13 protein-coding genes and 10 pseudogenes are annotated in these 16,857 nt (G+C 67.0%); 19 read left to right on the forward strand and 4 right to left on the reverse strand.

Going from position 1 to position 16,857, the window contains the following annotated elements:
* Positions 1-283: 283 nt before the first annotated feature.
* The 9 genes and pseudogenes from AC0IX7_RS18665 (at position 284) to AC0IX7_RS18705 (ending at position 6,680) form a co-directional block, all read left to right on the forward strand.
* Positions 284-604, forward strand: a complete 321-nt coding sequence (locus tag AC0IX7_RS18665; protein ID WP_187504811.1) for an AtpZ/AtpI family protein — start codon at positions 284-286, stop codon at positions 602-604.
* Positions 605-674: 70 nt separating this feature from the next.
* A complete protein-coding gene (locus tag AC0IX7_RS18670) occupies positions 675-1,433 on the forward strand; it encodes a F0F1 ATP synthase subunit A (RefSeq protein ID WP_060527334.1) in 759 nt (252 codons plus the stop codon).
* A gap of 39 nt (positions 1,434-1,472) precedes the next feature.
* Positions 1,473-1,700, forward strand: coding sequence for a F0F1 ATP synthase subunit C (locus AC0IX7_RS18675; protein WP_031394300.1), 228 nt, complete (start codon positions 1,473-1,475; stop codon positions 1,698-1,700).
* 57 nt (positions 1,701-1,757) lie between these two features.
* The gene (locus AC0IX7_RS18680) at positions 1,758-2,252 is read left to right on the forward strand and encodes a F0F1 ATP synthase subunit B family protein (protein ID WP_471813351.1); all 495 of its coding nucleotides are present in this window, start codon (positions 1,758-1,760) and stop codon (positions 2,250-2,252) included.
* A 37-nt stretch (positions 2,253-2,289) separates the two neighbouring features.
* Positions 2,290-2,861, forward strand: a pseudogene (locus tag AC0IX7_RS18685) (F0F1 ATP synthase subunit B family protein).
* 156 nt (positions 2,862-3,017) lie between these two features.
* Positions 3,018-3,338 carry a DMT family transporter gene (locus AC0IX7_RS18690; protein ID WP_332755543.1) on the forward strand — a complete coding sequence of 107 codons (321 nt, stop codon included), beginning with the start codon at positions 3,018-3,020 and terminating at the stop codon, positions 3,336-3,338.
* 356 nt (positions 3,339-3,694) lie between these two features.
* Positions 3,695-5,618, forward strand: a pseudogene (uvrC, locus tag AC0IX7_RS18695) (excinuclease ABC subunit UvrC).
* 85 nt (positions 5,619-5,703) lie between these two features.
* Positions 5,704-5,922 carry a hypothetical protein gene (locus tag AC0IX7_RS18700; protein ID WP_471813353.1) on the forward strand — a complete coding sequence of 73 codons (219 nt, stop codon included), beginning with the start codon at positions 5,704-5,706 and terminating at the stop codon, positions 5,920-5,922.
* Positions 5,919-6,680, forward strand: a complete 762-nt coding sequence (locus tag AC0IX7_RS18705) for a polysaccharide deacetylase family protein (RefSeq protein ID WP_471813355.1) — start codon at positions 5,919-5,921, stop codon at positions 6,678-6,680. Before AC0IX7_RS18700 ends, AC0IX7_RS18705 begins: the two co-directional genes overlap by 4 nt.
* On the opposite strand, the gene AC0IX7_RS18710 is transcribed toward AC0IX7_RS18705, so the two are convergent.
* Positions 6,599-7,063: a hypothetical protein gene (locus AC0IX7_RS18710; RefSeq protein WP_471813357.1), complete on the reverse strand. Its 465-nt coding sequence runs from the start codon at positions 7,061-7,063 to the stop codon at positions 6,599-6,601. The two genes, AC0IX7_RS18705 and AC0IX7_RS18710, sit on opposite strands and share 82 nt — an antisense overlap.
* A 170-nt stretch (positions 7,064-7,233) precedes the next feature.
* On the opposite strand from AC0IX7_RS18710, the gene AC0IX7_RS18715 reads away from it, so the two are divergent.
* The 8 genes and pseudogenes from AC0IX7_RS18715 (at position 7,234) to AC0IX7_RS18750 (ending at position 13,793) form a co-directional block, all read left to right on the forward strand.
* Positions 7,234-7,527 (forward strand): GNAT family N-acetyltransferase, encoded by a 294-nt coding sequence (locus tag AC0IX7_RS18715; protein WP_471813953.1) that lies wholly within the window; start codon positions 7,234-7,236, stop codon positions 7,525-7,527.
* 225 nt (positions 7,528-7,752) lie between these two features.
* Positions 7,753-8,469: pseudogene (recO, locus tag AC0IX7_RS18720) on the forward strand (DNA repair protein RecO); the annotation flags it as partial.
* Between the two features lie 54 nt (positions 8,470-8,523).
* Positions 8,524-9,569, forward strand: a pseudogene (gene leuB, locus AC0IX7_RS18725) (3-isopropylmalate dehydrogenase).
* A 7-nt stretch (positions 9,570-9,576) separates the two neighbouring features.
* Positions 9,577-10,656 (forward strand): annotated as a pseudogene (locus AC0IX7_RS18730) (glycosyltransferase family 2 protein); the annotation flags it as partial.
* 197 nt (positions 10,657-10,853) lie between these two features.
* Positions 10,854-12,058 (forward strand): annotated as a pseudogene (locus tag AC0IX7_RS18735) (trans-sulfuration enzyme family protein).
* Positions 12,055-12,449 (forward strand): annotated as a pseudogene (gene apaG / locus AC0IX7_RS18740) (Co2+/Mg2+ efflux protein ApaG). Before AC0IX7_RS18735 ends, apaG begins: the two co-directional pseudogenes overlap by 4 nt.
* Positions 12,446-13,224 (forward strand): annotated as a pseudogene (locus AC0IX7_RS18745) (LysR family transcriptional regulator). Before apaG ends, AC0IX7_RS18745 begins: the two co-directional pseudogenes overlap by 4 nt.
* Positions 13,225-13,265: 41 nt before the next feature.
* A complete protein-coding gene (locus AC0IX7_RS18750) occupies positions 13,266-13,793 on the forward strand; it encodes a GNAT family N-acetyltransferase (RefSeq protein WP_471813359.1) in 528 nt (175 codons plus the stop codon).
* A gap of 149 nt (positions 13,794-13,942) precedes the next feature.
* On the opposite strand, the gene AC0IX7_RS18755 is transcribed toward AC0IX7_RS18750, so the two are convergent.
* Together AC0IX7_RS18755 and AC0IX7_RS18760 are read right to left on the reverse strand one after the other, a co-directional pair.
* Positions 13,943-14,224 carry a hypothetical protein gene (locus AC0IX7_RS18755; protein ID WP_471814002.1) on the reverse strand — a complete coding sequence of 94 codons (282 nt, stop codon included), beginning with the start codon at positions 14,222-14,224 and terminating at the stop codon, positions 13,943-13,945.
* Positions 14,161-14,619, reverse strand: coding sequence for a serine hydrolase (locus tag AC0IX7_RS18760; protein WP_471813361.1), 459 nt, complete (start codon positions 14,617-14,619; stop codon positions 14,161-14,163). Before AC0IX7_RS18760 ends, AC0IX7_RS18755 begins: the two co-directional genes overlap by 64 nt.
* Positions 14,620-14,834: 215 nt before the next feature.
* Here AC0IX7_RS18760 and AC0IX7_RS18765 point away from each other — a divergent pair, with 215 nt between their 5' ends.
* Complete coding sequence (locus AC0IX7_RS18765; protein ID WP_471813363.1) at positions 14,835-15,062, forward strand: hypothetical protein; 228 nt, start codon at positions 14,835-14,837, stop codon at positions 15,060-15,062.
* A 145-nt stretch (positions 15,063-15,207) separates the two neighbouring features.
* Here the strand turns inward: AC0IX7_RS18765 and AC0IX7_RS18770 are convergent.
* Positions 15,208-16,062 (reverse strand): annotated as a pseudogene (locus tag AC0IX7_RS18770) (ABC transporter permease).
* A gap of 64 nt (positions 16,063-16,126) precedes the next feature.
* Between AC0IX7_RS18770 and AC0IX7_RS18775 the strand changes: the two are divergent.
* A pseudogene (locus AC0IX7_RS18775) lies at positions 16,127-16,849 on the forward strand (GcrA family cell cycle regulator); the annotation flags it as partial.
* Positions 16,850-16,857: the final 8 nt, after the last annotated feature.

The following is a 16,857-nucleotide window of genomic DNA, read 5'->3' on the forward strand; positions in this document are numbered from 1 at the left end:
GACGAAGAGCGTGGCTGTTCCGACGTGAAATCCTCCCCCGCCAGGGGGAGGTGGCTAGCTCTTGCCAGACGGAGGGGGAGGAGGCGAAACCCCTGCTCCGTGTCCTCCCCTCCGTCACCTGCGGTGCCACCTCCCCTGGCGGGGAGGATCGCACGGCCCCATTAATGACGCGCATGTCACACCGGTTGACTTGCACCCCCTTTTCTAAACGGACCGCGCCTTGGCGGGATCGCTCGTCGCTGCTTGCTTCCTCCCCGATGCGAAATCAGGTGGAGGAACGTGCGTGGCGGAGATCGAACCCGGACAGGACCCCCAGGGTGTTGACGATCCGCGACTTTCCGCGCTCGATGAGCGATTGCGAGAGGCGCAGCATCGGGAAACGCTCGCAAAGGGGCAGAAGGGGCCGGACGCCGAGCGAGGATACTCGCAAGGCAATCGCGTCATTTCCGCTCTTATCGGGAGTCTCGTCGGCAGTGCGCTGATCGGGTGGTTGATAGACCATTGGTTCGGCACTGGCCCTTGGGGCCTGATCGTGCTGCTGTTCCTCGGGATAGCGGTCGCGTTCAGGCAGATCATTCGAATTTCAGGCGAACGCCCGGAGTAACCGGGCGTTTGTCGTATCAAGACGGCAGGGATTCCACGTGGCGGCAGAACAGGGCGGCAAGATCGATCCGATGCACCAGTTCCTGATCGAGCCGGCGTTCGGCTCGCACTGGATCGTAGGTGGCTATGACCTGTCGTTCACCAACTCCGCATTGTGGATGGTGGTGACGCTGGTCGCGCTTTGGGCGTTCATGATCGGTGGCATGAAGCGTGAGCTCGTGCCCGGTCGCTGGCAGATGGCGGTCGAGGGTTTCACCGGCTTCATCTCGGGCATGCTCGAGCAGAATGTCGGCCCAGGCGGCAAGCGCTTCGTGCCTTACGTCTTCTCGCTGTTCATGTTCATCCTGTTCGCGAACATCATCGGCCTGCTGCCGTTCGGCATCGTCCCCGGCGTGCATCCGTTCACCGTGACCAGCCACATGACCGTCACCGGCGTGCTGGCGCTGATCAGCTTCGCGATCGTGCTGCTCGTCGGCTTCGGCAAGCACGGCTTCCACTTCTTCTCGCTGTTCGTGCCGAGCGGTACGCCCGCGCTGATGATTCCGCTGATCTTCGTGGTCGAGCTGATGTCGTTCCTGGTGCGTCCGTTCTCGCTCGGTCTGCGACTGTTCGTGGCGATGACCGCGGGCCATATCCTGCTCAAGGTGCTCGCCGCGTTCGTGATCAACGGTCTGAACCTCGGCGGGATGTATATCGGTCTGGTGACCGCGCCGAGCATGCTGCTGATGATCGGCATCACGCTGCTCGAGCTGCTGGTCGCCGCGATCCAGGCATATGTGTTCGCGTTGCTGACGTCGGTCTATCTGAACGACGCGGTCAATCTTCACTAAGTTTTCCATTACCTAACTGATTTTCAAAGGGAATTTATCATGGACGTCAACGCAGCAAAGATGATCGGCGCCGGCCTCGCAGCGATCGGCATGGGCCTCGCAGCCCTCGGCGTGGGCAACGTGTTCGCACAGTTCCTCGCCGGCGCTCTCCGTAACCCGGGCGCAGCCGACAGCCAGCAGGGCCGTCTGTTCATCGGTTTCGCAGCAGCCGAGCTTCTCGGTCTGCTCGCCTTCGTCACCATGATCATCCTGGTGTTCGTCGCCTAACCACTCGGTGATTTGGCCGGGCAACCGTGCCCGGCCGGATTAACGCAGGACAGACCAATGCCCCAGATTGCCCAGATAGCCGCTACCTACGCCTCGCAGATCTTCTGGCTGCTCCTCACCTTCGGCATCCTGTATTTCGGGATCGGCAAGGGCATGGTGCCAAAGATCGTGTCCAACGTGGACTCGCGCGAAGGCCGGATCGCCGGCGATCTGGCGGCGGCGGTCGCTGCCCGTGCGCAGGCCGATACGGTCCAGGCGAACTGGCAGGCCGAAATGGACGCGGCACGTACCGCGGCGCAGGCCGAGACGGCTGCCGCTGCGAAGCGTGCGGCGACCGCGTTCGAGCAGCAGGTCCATGCGGCCGACGCCGAACTCGCCGAGCGTCTGGGTCATCATGATCTGGCGGTAGCGAACGCGAAGGCCGAGGCTCTCGCGAACCTTCAGGGTGTCGCCGCCGAGGCAGCACAGCAATTGGCCGCCAAGGTTGCCGGGCTCCAGGTTAGCCTGGACGCGGCGAGCGACGCGGTACGCAGGACGACGGCGCATGGCTAATCCAGATTCGGCCGCAAAGGTCATCCACGAAGAGGGCATGGCGCCCGAAGGTGCGATCGACAACCAGGGCATCCAGGGCCACACCACCGCACCTGGTGGGGTCGAGCATGTCGCCGATCCGACCGCGCTCGGCCTGACCTCGACCGGCTGGGTCGCGGTGGCGATGATCGTCGTGATCCTGCTGATGATCTGGAAGAAGGTTCCAGGGATGATCGGCAAGATGCTCGACGCGCGCATCGCCGGCATCCGCACGCAGCTCGACGAAGCCAAGGCGCTCCGTGCCGAAGCCGAAGCGATCCGCACCGAATACGAGGCGAAGGCCAAGACCGCGCACGTCGAAGCCGAAGCCATGAAGGCCCACGCACACCACGAAGCTGCGGCGATCATCGCCAAGGCGAAGGCTGGCGCCGAGGACCTGATGGCCCGCCGCGCGAAATGGCCGAGGACAAGATCGCCGCCGCCGAACGCGCCGCGATCGCCGAAGTCCGCGCCCGCGCTGCCGATGCTGCCGCAAAGGCCGCCGGCATCCTGATCGCCGAGAACCACGACGCCGCCGCCGACCGCGCCATGGTCGACCGCTCGATCTCGGGCCTCAGCCGCCTGAACTAAGTCTTCTCCTCTCCCCTCGGGGAGAGGAAGGGGCCCGCTGCGAAGCAGTTGGAATGTGAGGGCACGCGTCCCTCTCGCGACACATCATTATCGACGGCCGTCTCTTCCCGGGTTTCCGGCGGCCGAGTCTCAATCTGAGCCCGTTGGAGAACAACTATGTCCTGGCTCATCCTCGCCGTCGCCGTCGTTACCGAAATCTGCTGGGCGCTCAGCCTGAAATGGGCGGCCACCATCGCCACGTGGCAGGCCTCCAGCGTCCCGATCATCCTCAGCTTCGTCAACATGGGCCTGCTCGCGCTAGCCATGCGCGGCCTACCCGCCGGCACCGCCTACGCGATCTGGACCGGCGCCGGCGCGATCGGCGTCATCATCGGGGGCGTCATCCTGTTCGGCGACAAGGTCAGCGGCATCCAGGCCTGCTTCATGGCACTCACCGTGGTAGGCATCGTCGGCACCAAGGTCTTCGCCCAAGCCTGACCCTTAGCTTTCGCCCGCAGGGCGCCGAAGATTGATCCACGCGAAGGCGCAAAGCATGTCCTGAGCTTGCCGAAGGGCGCGAAGAGAAGGTTTTGTTCGCGCAGAGGCGCAGAGAGCGCGGAGGTGTCGCGGTCCGGGTAGATGTTAGGACTGCGACCGGGATCAGAAGCCTCCGGCGGTTTGAAAGCGGATGCCGGCTCCAATCGCTCCTTCTCTCAGCGTCCTCTGCGCCTCTGCGCGAAATCAATCTTCTCTTCGCGCCCCTTCGGCAAGCTCAGGACATGCTTTGCGCCTTCGCGTGAACATCGCTGCCTTCCGCTGGCATAACCCCCTCGCACTCCCTAGATTCCGCAGCGATGTCCTCCCCCAATTCCCCCGACCGGTTCAACGAAGACAAATCCACCTTCGCCGTCCGCGGCGGCGGTGAAGCGCCCGATCTCGCGGCGGGCGTGGCGGCGATCCGTAACGTGCTCGAGACGTTGCCGATCCGCCCGGGCGTCTACCGCATGCAGGACGCCCGCGGCGACGTGCTCTACGTCGGCAAGGCGCGAGCGCTGCGGAACCGTGTCGCGAACTACGTCCAGGTCGAGCGGCTGACCAAGCGCCTCCAGCGGATGGTGTCGCAGACCCGGTCGATGACGATCGTCACCACCAACAACGAAGCCGAGGCGCTGCTGCTCGAATCGCAGCTGATCAAGCGCTATCGCCCCGCCTACAACGTGCTGCTGCGCGACGATAAGAGCTTTCCGTTCATCCTCCTGCGCGACGATCACGCCTTCCCGCGCGTCCAGAAACACCGTGGCGCGCGCCGGGCGAAGGGCAATTACTACGGGCCATTCGCGAGCGCCGGGTCGGTCAACAACACGCTCAACGCGCTTCAGAAGCTGTTCCTCTTGCGCAGTTGCACCGACAGCTTCTTCAAGACCCGCGACCGGCCGTGCCTGCTCTACCAGATCAAGCGCTGCTCCGCGCCTTGCGTCGGGCGGATCGATGAAGCGGCGTACAAGGAACTGGTCGAGGATGCGAAAGCGTTCCTCGGCGGCAAGTCGACCGGCGTGCAGGCCAAGCTCGCCGCTCAGATGCAGGCTGCCGCCGAGAACATGGACTTCGAACTCGCAGCGCTGCTCCGCGACCGTCTCCGCGCGCTCACCTTCATCCAGGGTACGCAGGCGATCAACGCAGAGGGTGTGGGCGACGCCGACATCTTCGCGATGGCGTGCAAGGACGGGCTGATCGGCATCCAGGCGTTCTTCATCCGCGGCGGCCAGAACTGGGGCCATCGCAGCTTCTTCCCGCAGCACACCAACGACGTCCCCGAGGACGAGGTGCTCACCAGCTTCCTCGGCCAGTTCTACGAGGAGGTCCCGCCCCCAAGCAGATCCTGCTCGACCGCGACCTCCCCGAGGGCGCGCTGCTGGTGGAAGCGCTCGGCGAGCGCGCGGGCTACAAGGTCGCGATCCAGGTCCCGCAGCGTGGCGATCGCCGTCGCCTGATGGACCAGGCCAAGCGCAACGCGATCGAGGCGATCGAGCGGCGCCAGGCCGAGTCGACGACGCAGGCGAAACTCCTGCGCGAAGTCGCCGACCTGTTCGACCTCGCCGAGCCCCGCAGCGTATCGAGATCTACGACAACAGCCACATCCAGGGCACCGCCGCGACCGGCGCGATGGTCGTCGCCGGACCCGAGGGCTTCCGGAAAGGCCAGTATCGAAAGTTCAACATCAAGAACAAGGATACCGCCCCGGGCGACGATTTCGCGATGATGCGCGAGGTCTTCACCCGCCGCTTCTCCCGCGCGCAGGCCGAGGACCCCGACCGTGATTCAGGCGACTGGCCGGACCTCGTACTGATCGACGGCGGCAAGGGCCAGCTCAACACCGTCAAGGCCGCGCTGGAGGAGATCGGCGTCGAGGACGTGTGCCTGGTCGGGATCGCCAAGGGACCCGAACACGGCCGCGATGGCCGCGAGGTGTTCCACATGCTCGACGGCCGCGAGTTCCAGCTCCCCGTCAACGCGCCGGTCCTGTTCTACCTCCAGCGCCTGCGCGACGAGGTTCACCGGTTCGCGATCGGCGTCCACCGCGACAAGCGCAGCAAGGCGATCGGCGCCAGCCCGCTTGACGAGGTGCCCGGCATCGGTCCCGCACGCAAAAAGGCGCTGCTGATGCACTTCGGCACCGGCCGCGCGGTCCGCAATGCGAGCTTGCAGGACCTGCAACAGGCGCCGGGCGTGTCGGCCGGGGTGGCGCAACAGGTCTACGACTTCTACCATTCGCGCTGACCGGCGGGCGCTCGGCGATACGCACGGCCGGCTATCGTAAGGAAAAGAAACCCTATCTTCATTATCCTCGGATAGAGATGACGCGGTGACTACGCCCGTCTTCCTGACCATAGACACCGAGTTCGCGTGGCGGCATCACGTCGCCGGGCTCGATTGCGACGCGATCTACGCGCGGTCGCTCGAGCCGGCCGGCGTCGGGCTCGCCTATCAATTGGCCGAACTCGCACGGCACGATCTCAAGGCGTGTTTCTTCGTCGATCCGATGCCCGCCATCACCTTCGGCCCGGCCCCATTCGTCGCATGATCGAGACGATCCTCGACGCGGGGCAGGAGGTCCAACTTCACCTTCACCCCAATTGGACGACCGCCAAGGCCGGCGATCGCGGCGCCGCGCACGATCGGTTCGCGCTGTTCGACTATAGCCTCGCCGAGCAGACCGACCTGCTCATGCGCGCCACCGAATTGCTGGTCGAGGCGGGGGCGCCGCATCCGATCGCCTTCCGTGCCGGCAGCTATGCCGCCAACGACGACACGTTGACCGCGCTCGCGGCACTCGGGTTCAGCTACGACAGCAGCCACAACGGCTCGGAGGCGCCGGGGACGAGCCGCATCTCGTTGCCCGCACAGCAGATATCGCCGGTTCGACGTGCGCAGGACAAGGGCCTGATCGAGGTTCCCGTCACCGTGATCGAGGACCGGCGCGACAAGATCCGGACCTTCCAGCTCTGCGCGCTGTCGGCTGGCGAGACGTATGACGCGCTGGAGCACGCCGCGGTGTCGGGGCATGCGGTGGTGACGATCGTCAGCCACGGTTTTGAACTGGCGAACCGGAGCGGCACGCGGCCCAATGCGGTCCATGTGCGGCGCTTCACGGCGTTATGCGGGATGCTGTCGGAGATGCGCGAGGTGTTGCCGACGCATCATTTCGCGGATCGGCCGCCGCTCGCGCTCGATCGCGCGGATACGCCGCTCGCGCCCGATCAACTGCGGACCCGCTGGCGGCAGGCCGAACAGCTCTGGTCGAACTGGGTCGAGGAACGGCCGCGGTCGCGCGGGCTGTAATGGCAGATGGTGCGGTTCGCCGCCTGCCGCTGAAGTTCCAGATCGGCGCCCGGACCCTGGCGACCATTCCCCGGCAATTGGTGCGCGTGTCGTTTTCGCTCGATGCCGTGCTCGCGGCGACGGCACCGATCCTGCCGCCGCTGCCCGACGACGCCGACGGTTATCTGGTGACGTCGTTGCCCGCAACGATGCTCGCTGGTCTCGACCACCACGGCCTGCTCGCGTTCGTTCGGCAGCGCTATGTGCGGTATCATGTCGACCTGGCGGCGGGCGAGGCAGCGTGGCTCGCCGGCCTGTCCGGCAGCGCGCGGTCGGGAATCAAGCGTAAGGCCAAGAAGCTCGCCGCGGCGAACGGCGGCGTGCTCGATATCCGGCGCTATCACGATACGGCGGCGTTCGCGGATTTCCACCCGCTCGCTCGCACAGTGTCGGCGACGACCTATCAGGAGAAACTGCTGGGATCGGGGCTGCCCGACGATGTGGCTTCGGTGCGTCATCTCGAGTCGCTCGCGGGGAGGATAGGTTGCGCGCCTGGCTGGCGTTCATCGCCGGGGTGCCGGTCGCATATCTGTGCTGCACCGCCGACGGCGAGTCGTTGTGCTACACCTATGTCGGGCATGATCCTGCGCATAACGAGCTGTCGCCGGGCGCGGTCTTGCAGGTCGAGGCGATGCGCGATCTGTTCGCGGACGGGCGTTTCGCGCGGTTCGACTTCACCGAAGGGGAAGGGCAGCACAAGCGGCAATTCTCGACCGGGGGACGGCGTGCGTCGACATGCTGTTGCTGCGGCCGACGCTGGGCAACCGCGCGACAGTGGCGGCGTTGCGCGGGTTCGACAGCGCGATAGCCCTGGCAAAGCGCGCCGCGACGCATCCGGCCCTGACGAAGCTGGCAAAGAAGATCCGCCGCTGATCTGCTCCCCTCCCTGGAAGGGAGGGGCTGGAGTGGGTAGGCCAGATTGAGCCACCAGAGTTCCAATCCGCGGAACCCGACCCACCCCAACCCCTCCCTTCCAGGGAGGGGAGAAGGCACTTTACCCTCTCCCTTCGGAGGGAGAGGCGTATAGCCCCCCATGCATCTCCGCGCAGCCGCCATCGTCGTCGCCGTCCGCCAGCACGGCGAGCACGGCGCGATCGTGCGGGCGCTGACCCGGAACGACGGCGTCCAGCCCGGCTATGTCCGTGGCGGTCGGTCGCGGGCGATGCGGCCGGTGTTGCTCCAAGCGAACGTCATCCAGGGCGAATGGCGCGCGCGGACCGGCGAGCAACTCGCCTCGCTCACCGCCGAGCTGATCCACAGCCGCGCGCAGATGCACGGCGAGCCGCTTGCCGCCGGCGCGCTCGAATGGGCCACCGCGCTGACCGCCGCCGCGCTGCCCGAAGCGCAACCCTATCCGCAGATCCACGACGCGCTGGACGGGGTGCTCGGCGCGATCGAGGCGGCGCCATCGGCCCGCGGCTGGGCGGCCGCGCTGGTCCGGTACGAATTATTGGTGCTCGCCGAACTCGGCTTCGGCCTCGACCTCGACCGCTGTGTGGCGAGCGGGGCGGAGGACGACCTTGGCTTCGTCAGTCCCCGGAGTGGCGCGGCGGTCTCGCGCGGGGCGGCGTTCGGCTATGAGGCCAAGCTGCTGCGATTGCCGCCCTTCCTTCTCACCGGCGGGGAGGCTGCGTGGCCGGACATCTTCGACGGCCTGCGACTGACCGGACATTTTCTTGCCCGCGACATCCTCGTCGACCGTCGCGCCGACCCGTTGGCGGCGCGCGACCGGCTGGTCGATCGCCTCAAAGGGCGGTTGCGTGAGCGCGCACCGCCCGGCAAGGGCCGCGCAGGAGGAACGCACATGCCCTTGATCGCGATACTGGCCGGCGACGGCATCGGACCCGAAGTCACCGCGGAAGCGCGGCGGGTGCTCGATACGCTCGGCCTCGACCTCAGCTACGAAGAGGGCCTCGTCGGCGGCGCCGCGTATAAGGCCGCCGGTCATCCGCTGCCGCCCGAGACGCTCGACCTCGCCCGCCGTGCCGATGCGATCCTGTTCGGCGCGGTCGGCGATCCCGACTGCGATGCGCTCGAACGCCAGTTCCGCCCCGAGCAAGCCATTCTCGGCCTGCGCAAGGACCTCGGCCTGTTCGCCAATTTGCGCCCTGCCAAGCTGTTCGCGGGCCTCGAGGATGCCTCCGCACTCCGTCCCGAGATCGCCCGGTCGATCGACATGGTCATCGTCCGCGAGCTCACCGGCGACGTGTATTTCGGCGCAAGGGCATCCGCACCACCGCCGATGGCCTACGCGAAGGCCATGACGAGATGCGCTACGACGAAACCGAGATCGCGCGCATTGCCCGCGTCGGCTTCGAGACCGCACGCACCCGCAAGGGCAAGCTGCTCTCGGTCGACAAGGCCAATGTGCTGGAAACCTCGCAGCTCTGGCGCGACGTCGTGATCGAGGTGTCGGCCGACTATCCCGATATCGAACTCAGCCACATGTACGTCGACAACGCGGCGATGCAGATGGTGCGCAATCCCGGCCAGTTCGACGTGATCGTCACCGGCAACCTGTTCGGCGACATCCTGTCCGACGAGGCGTCGATGTGCGCGGGCTCGATCGGCATGCTCCCGTCCGCCGCGCTCAACGACTCGAACAAGGGCATGTACGAGCCGATCCACGGCAGCGCGCCCGACATCGCCGGGCAGGGCAAGGCCAATCCGTGCGCCGCGATCCTGTCCGCGGCGATGATGCTGCGGCATTCGCTCGATCTGCCCGAAGCGGCGGATCGTATCGAGGCGGCGGTCGCGGCCGCGATCCTGGGCGGCGCGCGCACGCCCGATCTCGGCGGCACGCTGTCGACCCGTGGCATGGGCGACGCTATTCTCGCCGAACTCGGCTGAGCTTGTGATCGCCGACCTTCTCGAACTCGCGGTCGTCATTCCCACATTCAACGAGAAGGCCAATGTCCCGACGCTGATCGCCAAGCTCGACCAGGCATTGGCCGGGCGCAATTGGGAGGCGATCTTCGTCGACGACGACAGTCCCGACGCCACCGCCGATGCCGCCCGCGAAATCGCCCGGCTCGACAAGCGCGTGCGCGTGATCCAGCGGATCGGCCGCCGCGGGCTGTCGTCGGCGTGCATCGAGGGGATGTGCGCCACCGCCGCGCCAGTCGTCGCGGTGATCGACGGCGATCTCCAGCACGACGAGACGCTGTTGCCGGCGATGCTTGATTTGCTGAAGAACGAAGAGATCGACGTGGTGATCGGCTCGCGCTTCGTCAGCGGCGGCTGCACCGGCGAGTGGGACAGCGACCGCGTCGCCAAGTCGGCGCTGGCGACCAGGATGTCGCGCCGTGTTCTGAAGTGCGACCTCAACGATCCGATGAGCGGCTTTTTCATGATCCGCACCGAGATCGTCCGCCGCCTCGCGCCATCGCTGTCGGCGATCGGCTTCAAGATCCTGCTCGACTTGCTGACCGCCTCGCCGACGCCGCTGCGCTTCGTCGAGGTACCCTACACCTTCCGCTGCCGCACCGAGGGCGAGAGCAAGCTCGATCACGTCGTCGCGATGGAATATCTGATCGCGATCTACGACCGGATGTTCGGGCGGGTCGTGCCGGTGCGGTTCGCGATGTTCTCGGCGATCGGCGTGCTCGGCGTCGGTATCCACATGGCGGTGCTGACCGCGCTGTTCCTCGGGATCGGCGCGAATTTCCTGGTCGGCGAGATCGTCGCGACCTTGGCCGCGCTGACCTTCAATTTCTTCCTCAACAACGCGCTGACCTATCGCGATCGGCGCTTGAAGGGGTGGCGGCAACTGGTCGACGGCTGGGTGTCGTTCGCGGTGATCTGCTCGGTCGGTGCGGTCGCCAACGTCGGCATCGCCGCGTTCCTGTACGAGATGCGCGACGGGGCGTGGGCGGCCTCGGCGCTGAGCGGCGTGCTGGTCGGCGCGGTGTGGAACTACGCGCTGTCCTCGAAATTCGCAGGGGCGGTACTAGGGGGAACCTGCTCCCCTCCCTGGAAGGGAGAGGCTGGGGTGGGTAGGCCAGCTTTTGTCGCGACCGTTCCACGATCCGGAACCCGACCCACCCCCAACCCCTCCCTTCCAGAGAGCGGCGAACGAAGGCCCCCGACACCTGCAAGGCTTGTCATCCCGGCTCCCCCGGCAAAGCGTCGCGCATGAAGCGCAAGACCGGCCAGGATCGTTCGATCACTCAGAATTGGCGTCCCGCGACGCGCGCCATCCGCGGCGGCACCGCCCGCAGCGAATATGGCGAGACGTCGGAGGCGTTGTTCCTCACCTCGGGCTATTGCTACGACAAGGCGGGCGACGCCGCGGCGCGCTTGCCGGCGAGCAGGAGGGGATGACCTATTCCCGCCTCCAGAACCCGACCGTGCAGATGCTCGAGGAGCGGATCGCCTTGCTCGAAGGCGCCGAGGCGTGCCGGACGATGGCGACCGGCATGGCGGCGATGACCGCGGCGCTGCTCTGCCAGCTCCAGACCGGCGATCACCTCGTCGGTGGCCGCGCGGCGTTCGGCTCGTGCCGCTGGCTGACCGACACGCTGCTGCCGAAGTTCGGCATCGCGACGACGATCGTCGATGCGCGCGATCCGCAGGCGTTCCTCGACGCGGTCCGGCCTGAAACAAGGTGTTCTTCTTCGAGACCCCCGCCAACCCGACAATGGACATCGCCGACCTCAAGGCGATCTGCGACATCGCGCGCGAACGCGGCATCACGACGGTGGTCGACAACGCCTTCGCGACGCCCGCCTTGCAGCGCCCGATGGAATTCGGCGCCGACGTCACGGCGTACAGCGCGACCAAGATGATGGACGGGCAGGGCCGCGTGCTCGCCGGCGCGGTCTGCGGGACCGAGGATTTCATCACCAACACGCTGTTGCCGTTCACGCGCAACACCGGCCCGACGCTGTCGCCGTTCAACGCGTGGGTGGTGCTCAAGGGCCTCGAAACGCTCGATCTGCGAGATCCATCGCCAGTCCGAGAACGCGATGAAGGTCGGTCAATTCCTGGAAGGCCGCGTACCGCGCGTGCTGCACCCTTTCCTGCCGAGCCATCCCCAGCACGAACTGGCGATGCGCCAGATGGACGCCTGCGGCCCGATCTTCGCATTCGAGGTCGAGGGGCGCGAGCAGGCGCATGCACTGCTCGACGCGCTGGAGTTGGTCGACATCTCGAACAACATCGGCGACTCGCGCTCACTGATGACGCACCCGGCATCGACCACGCACGCCAGCGTCTCGCCCGATAAGCAGATCGAGATGGGCGTGACCGAGGGCCTTCTCCGCATCAACGTAGGGCTCGAGGATGTGCAGGACGTGATCGACGACCTCGACCAGGCGCTCAGGCAGGCCGGCCTATGAAAGCGCTGTTCCCCAACGCGGCGACGACCGATGGGGTGACGGTGCGCGTGTCGGTCAGCTACCTCCCGAACAGTCCGAGCCCGAGCGCGGCCGCTGGTTCTGGGCGTATCACATCCGCCTCGAGAACGAGGGCGCGGACACCGTCCAACTGCTCACCCGCCACTGGGTGATCACCGACGGCCGCGGCGCGCGCCATTCGGTCGAGGGCGAGGGCGTGGTCGGCGAACAGCCGGTGATCGAACCGGGCGCGAGCTTCGACTATGTCTCGGGCTGCCCGCTCGCGACGCCCTCGGGCGCGATGCAGGAGCTACCAGATGGTCCGTGAAGACGGCGCGGTGTTCGCGGTCGAGATCCCCGCTTCTCGCTGTTCGCGCCCGCGGTGCTCAATTGAAGCGCACGCATCTTCCGCTCAACGGCCTGCGCGTCCTCGACGCGGCGGCGCGGCATCTGTCGTTCACCCGTGCCGCCGACGAACTAGCGGTTACGCCAGCGGCGGTCGGGCAGCAGATTCGTGCGCTGGAGGATACGCTGGGCGTCGTCCTGTTCCGGCGTACCACGCGCGGCCTCGAACTGACGCCTGAAGCAGAGGCCGGCCTCGGCGCGCTCCGCGGCGGGTTCCTTCAGTTCGAGGAAGCCGTGCGGGCGATGCAGGCAGGGCAGTCTTCCAAGTCTCTGACGATCGCCGCGCCGCGAGACCTGACCGAGAAGTGGCTGATGCCGCGCCTCGCGCAGATCGCCGAGGCCGATCCCGAATTGCGGTTCGTGCTGATCACCGCCGACGAGAATGTCGACTTCACCGAAGCCAATCTCGATCTCGCGATCCGCTGGGGCGATGGCCCGGGCGAGCATGAGGGCGAGGCGCTCGAATCCGAGGGCATGGTGACGATCGCCAAGCCCGGCACGGATAGCGACTCGGTGATCGCGTGGTCGGGTGAGGATGGCGTAGCGCTGGTCCGCGTCACCGACGCCGGGCTCGCGATCGATGCCGCAGCGGCAGGTCTCGGCCGTGCGACGGTGCCCGAACTGCTCGCCCGCCGCGATCTCGCGCAGGCCCGCGTCCGACTGATCGGCGAGTCGCAGCCGTCAAGGGGGTACTGGCTGGTCGCGCCCTTCCGCAGTGGCGCCAGAAGAAAGTCCGCGCGCTCGTGGATGCCCTGACCGCGTGAGGCAACCCGGACGCAGACCGCGGCGGGCCGGCGTATCGCCGGTGCTGAAGACGCGACGGCTGCGGTTGCGGCCGCTCGTCGAGGGCGATGCGCCCGCATTGCACCCGATGCTCGCCGATGCGGAGCTGATGGCCTATTCCGCCGATGGCCCGCTCGGCAGCGTCGATGACGTCCGCACCTACCTCGCCGAGGAGGCCGCGCCCGGCAACCAGCGCACCTGGGCGATCACCCGCGCCGGCGACGACCGTGCGATCGGCTGGGTCTCGGGGAGCGAGGCCGATGGAGCAGGGGTGACCGAGATCGGTTTCATCCTGGCGCGAGAGGCCTGGGGGCGGGGGATCGCGCGCGAGGCGGTGTCGGCGGTGATCGATCGTCTGTTCGCGGAAGGGCGCAAACGCGTGTTCGCCGACGCGGATACCGAGAATACTGCATCGATCCTGTTGCTGGAGCGGCTGGGGTTCCGCCGCGAGCGCCTGCTGCGCGACGAATGGGAAACGCATCTGGGGTTGCGCGACAGCCTGATCTACGGACTGTGCGCGGATAGCTGGCAGGCCGCCGGGCGGGCTTAGTCGCCGCTGCCGTTTCCACGGGTCCCACCACCCCGGCGAAGGCCGGGGCCCAATTGGCAAGGTGGATATAATGGAGCGGTGTCCTCCGTTAGCAGCGTTTCCCAATTGGGCCCCGGCCTTCGCCGGGTGTGCTGATCTGAGACTTAAGCCTACCGCGCCGCCAGCAGCGCCAGCGCCCGCCCCATAAGCCCCGCGAACCGCACCTCGTTCACCGCGTCATCCGCCCGGTGCCAGTTCCCGGTGGCGGCATACCAACGCCCGTCCTTCGCCTGCACCAGGTAGTTCAAGCTCAGCACCCCGGGCTCGCCGCCGCCCTTGAACCCGACATAGCCAAACCGCTTGGCGATCGCCGGATCGACCCCCGCGTTCACCGCCAGCACCGCCCGAGTCGTTGCATCAGCGCCGCGCAACCGATCCAGCAGCCCCGCCATCGCCGAGGACTCGCGAACCACTCGACGCTGTCGATCGCCACCGGCTTGCCTGCGAACACGGTCGGATCCAGCTTAGTCGTCGCGATCTTCACCGCATTGTCGACCAGCAACGCCCGCCGCTCGTCCACCGAGCCCGCGATCCACGCCTTCATCAATGCCGGATCGCCCTTCAGCGCGAACATCTCGCGGGTGGTCATCACCGGCACGCTGCCGGCCCCCGCCTCCGCCATCGCATCGACCTTCGCGCGTCCGAGCGTGGTCAGCAGCGTATCGGTCGCGGTGTTTTCGCTGATCGAAATCATCATCGTCGCCAGCGTCTGCACCGTCGCCGGCGATCCCGCGGGCCAGGTCTGCAACACGCCGGAGGAGGGACGGCGCCCCGACCTTGACGACATCCGCCCAGTGCCGCTCGTCCGCCGCCACCTGTCGCGCCAGCTCGGCCAGCACCCACAGCTTGAATGCCGACCCTAGCGGTGCGGCGACATCGGCCCGGTATTCGAGGATCGGTTCGGGCTTGCCGTTGCCAAGCGCGTAAAGCCCGAACCCGCTGGCCCCAGGCAGCGCACGAAACTCGGCTTCGAGCTTGGCCAGGCTGTCGTCACGCGGGGCGGTGCCGGTAATCAGCAACCCGGTCGCGGCATGCGGCGCGGCAGGGTCGATCACGAGGCGGACACTCGCGGTGCCGCGCGCGTACCCGACGGTCAGATCCGCCGACCATGCCGAGGTCGCGGTCAGGGTCTCGATCTTTTGCGGCGCACCCAGCGTCGCCTTCAGCGTCTCGGCGATCGCCGCGAATTGCGCCTTCGGCACCTTCTCGCGGAAGCTTGCAGCGAAATAGGCGTCATACGCGCCGCGCCCATCGAGGATCGCAATCAGCGCGTCCGCCTTCGCCCGCAACGCCGGGTCGGCCACATTCTGCGCCGAGGCCTCCACCGGCAGTAACGCCATTAGTACCGCCATCAGCCAGAGTGCGAGCCTACGCATCAGTTCTTCAGCTTCCAACCCGTCTTCAGCAGACGATAGCATAGCACGGCCAGCGCCAGATTGATCATCAGGATGACGATCCCGCCGATCATCACCGGCGAGTCGGCGATCCCCAGGAACCCGTAGCGGAAGCCGGATATGACATAGAAGAACGGGTTCGCATGGCTGAACGCGCGGAACGCCGGCGCGAGCTTGTCGACCGAATAGAACGTCCCCGACAACAGCGACAACGGCGCGATCACGAAGTTGGTGACCGCGGCGGCATGATCGAACTTGTCCGCCCAGATCGACGTCAGCACGCCGAGCAGCGCGAGGAACACAGCGCCCAGCAATCCGAACCACACGATCGCCAGCGGCGCGTTGCGGCGTCACGTGGACGCCCGGATACAGCGCCATCGCCGCCCATACCACGCACCCGACGATGATCGCGCGGGTCACCGCACCACCGACCAGCGCGGCGAGCAACTCACCGGTCGACAGCGGCGGCTGGAGATAGTCGACGATCGTCCCCGCATCTTGCCCGCGAGCAGCGAGAAGCTCGCATTGGCGAACGCCGGGCCCATCATCCCCTGCGCGATGATCAGGCCCGGCGCGATGAAATCGGCGAATGCGACGATCTGTCCGTCGACCGGCACCGGGCTTTTCGCGCCGGTCGCGATCGTGAACACGATCAGAAACAACAGCGTCGTTATCGCCGGCGCCCACACCGTCTGAAGCTGCACCTTGAAGAACCGGCGCACCTCCTTGATATAGAGGGTTCGCAGTCCCTCCCAGTTCACGCTCTTTATGACGGGAACGCCGGGGGCGGAGTGTACCGCCGAATGGATTTCACCGATTGGGGGCTGGCTGCTCATACGGGTTGCGGGTAATCGCTGCCGCTGCCGCCCGCAACCCGGCTGACGAGACTAAGGAACGAACATGTCCTGGACCGACGAGCGTATCCAGACGCTCAAGACGATGTGGGAGGCCGGCCAGACCGCCAGCCAGATCGCCGAAGCCCTGGGTGGCGTCAGCCGCAACGCCGTGATCGGCAAGGCGCACCGCCTCGAGCTGCAGGCGCGTCCGTCGCCGGTGAAGCCGAACGATCCCGAGGCGAAGGCGGCTGCTGCGGCGGAGGCGTCGGCCTCGGTCGCGACTGCGGCGCCCGAGCCGGTCGAAGTCGAAGCACCCAAGCCCGCCCCGTCGCGCCGCCCGTCGCCGCTGCGCCGAAGCCCGCCGCACCGGTCGTGGCCGAGCCGGTCGTCGACGAGCCCGAGGACGACGAAGACGAGGATGAGGTCGCTCCGGTTGCCGCGCCCGTCCGTGCGCCGCAGCCGATCCTGCGCTCGGTCGGTCCCGGAGGCTTCCTGCGCCAGGCTCCGGGCGAACAGCAGCCCCCGAGCACGCCCGCGCCACCGCGTCGCCTCGTCCCCGCCAAGCCTTCGCCCGAAATGGCGAACAAGACGAGCCTGCTCGAGCTGAACGACCGCATCTGCAAATGGCCGTTGGGTCATCCCGGCGAGCCCGACTTCCACTTCTGCGGCAAGGCGGTGAACCCCGGCTTCCCGTACTGCGTCGATCACTGCGGCCACGCGTATCGAGGCGCAGCTGCCCCGCCGCGACCGCCGTCCGACTCCGCCACTCCCGTTCGGCGGCCCGCGGCCAGGTAA

It is taken from the genome of Sphingomonas sp. AC411, assembly GCF_979253035.1.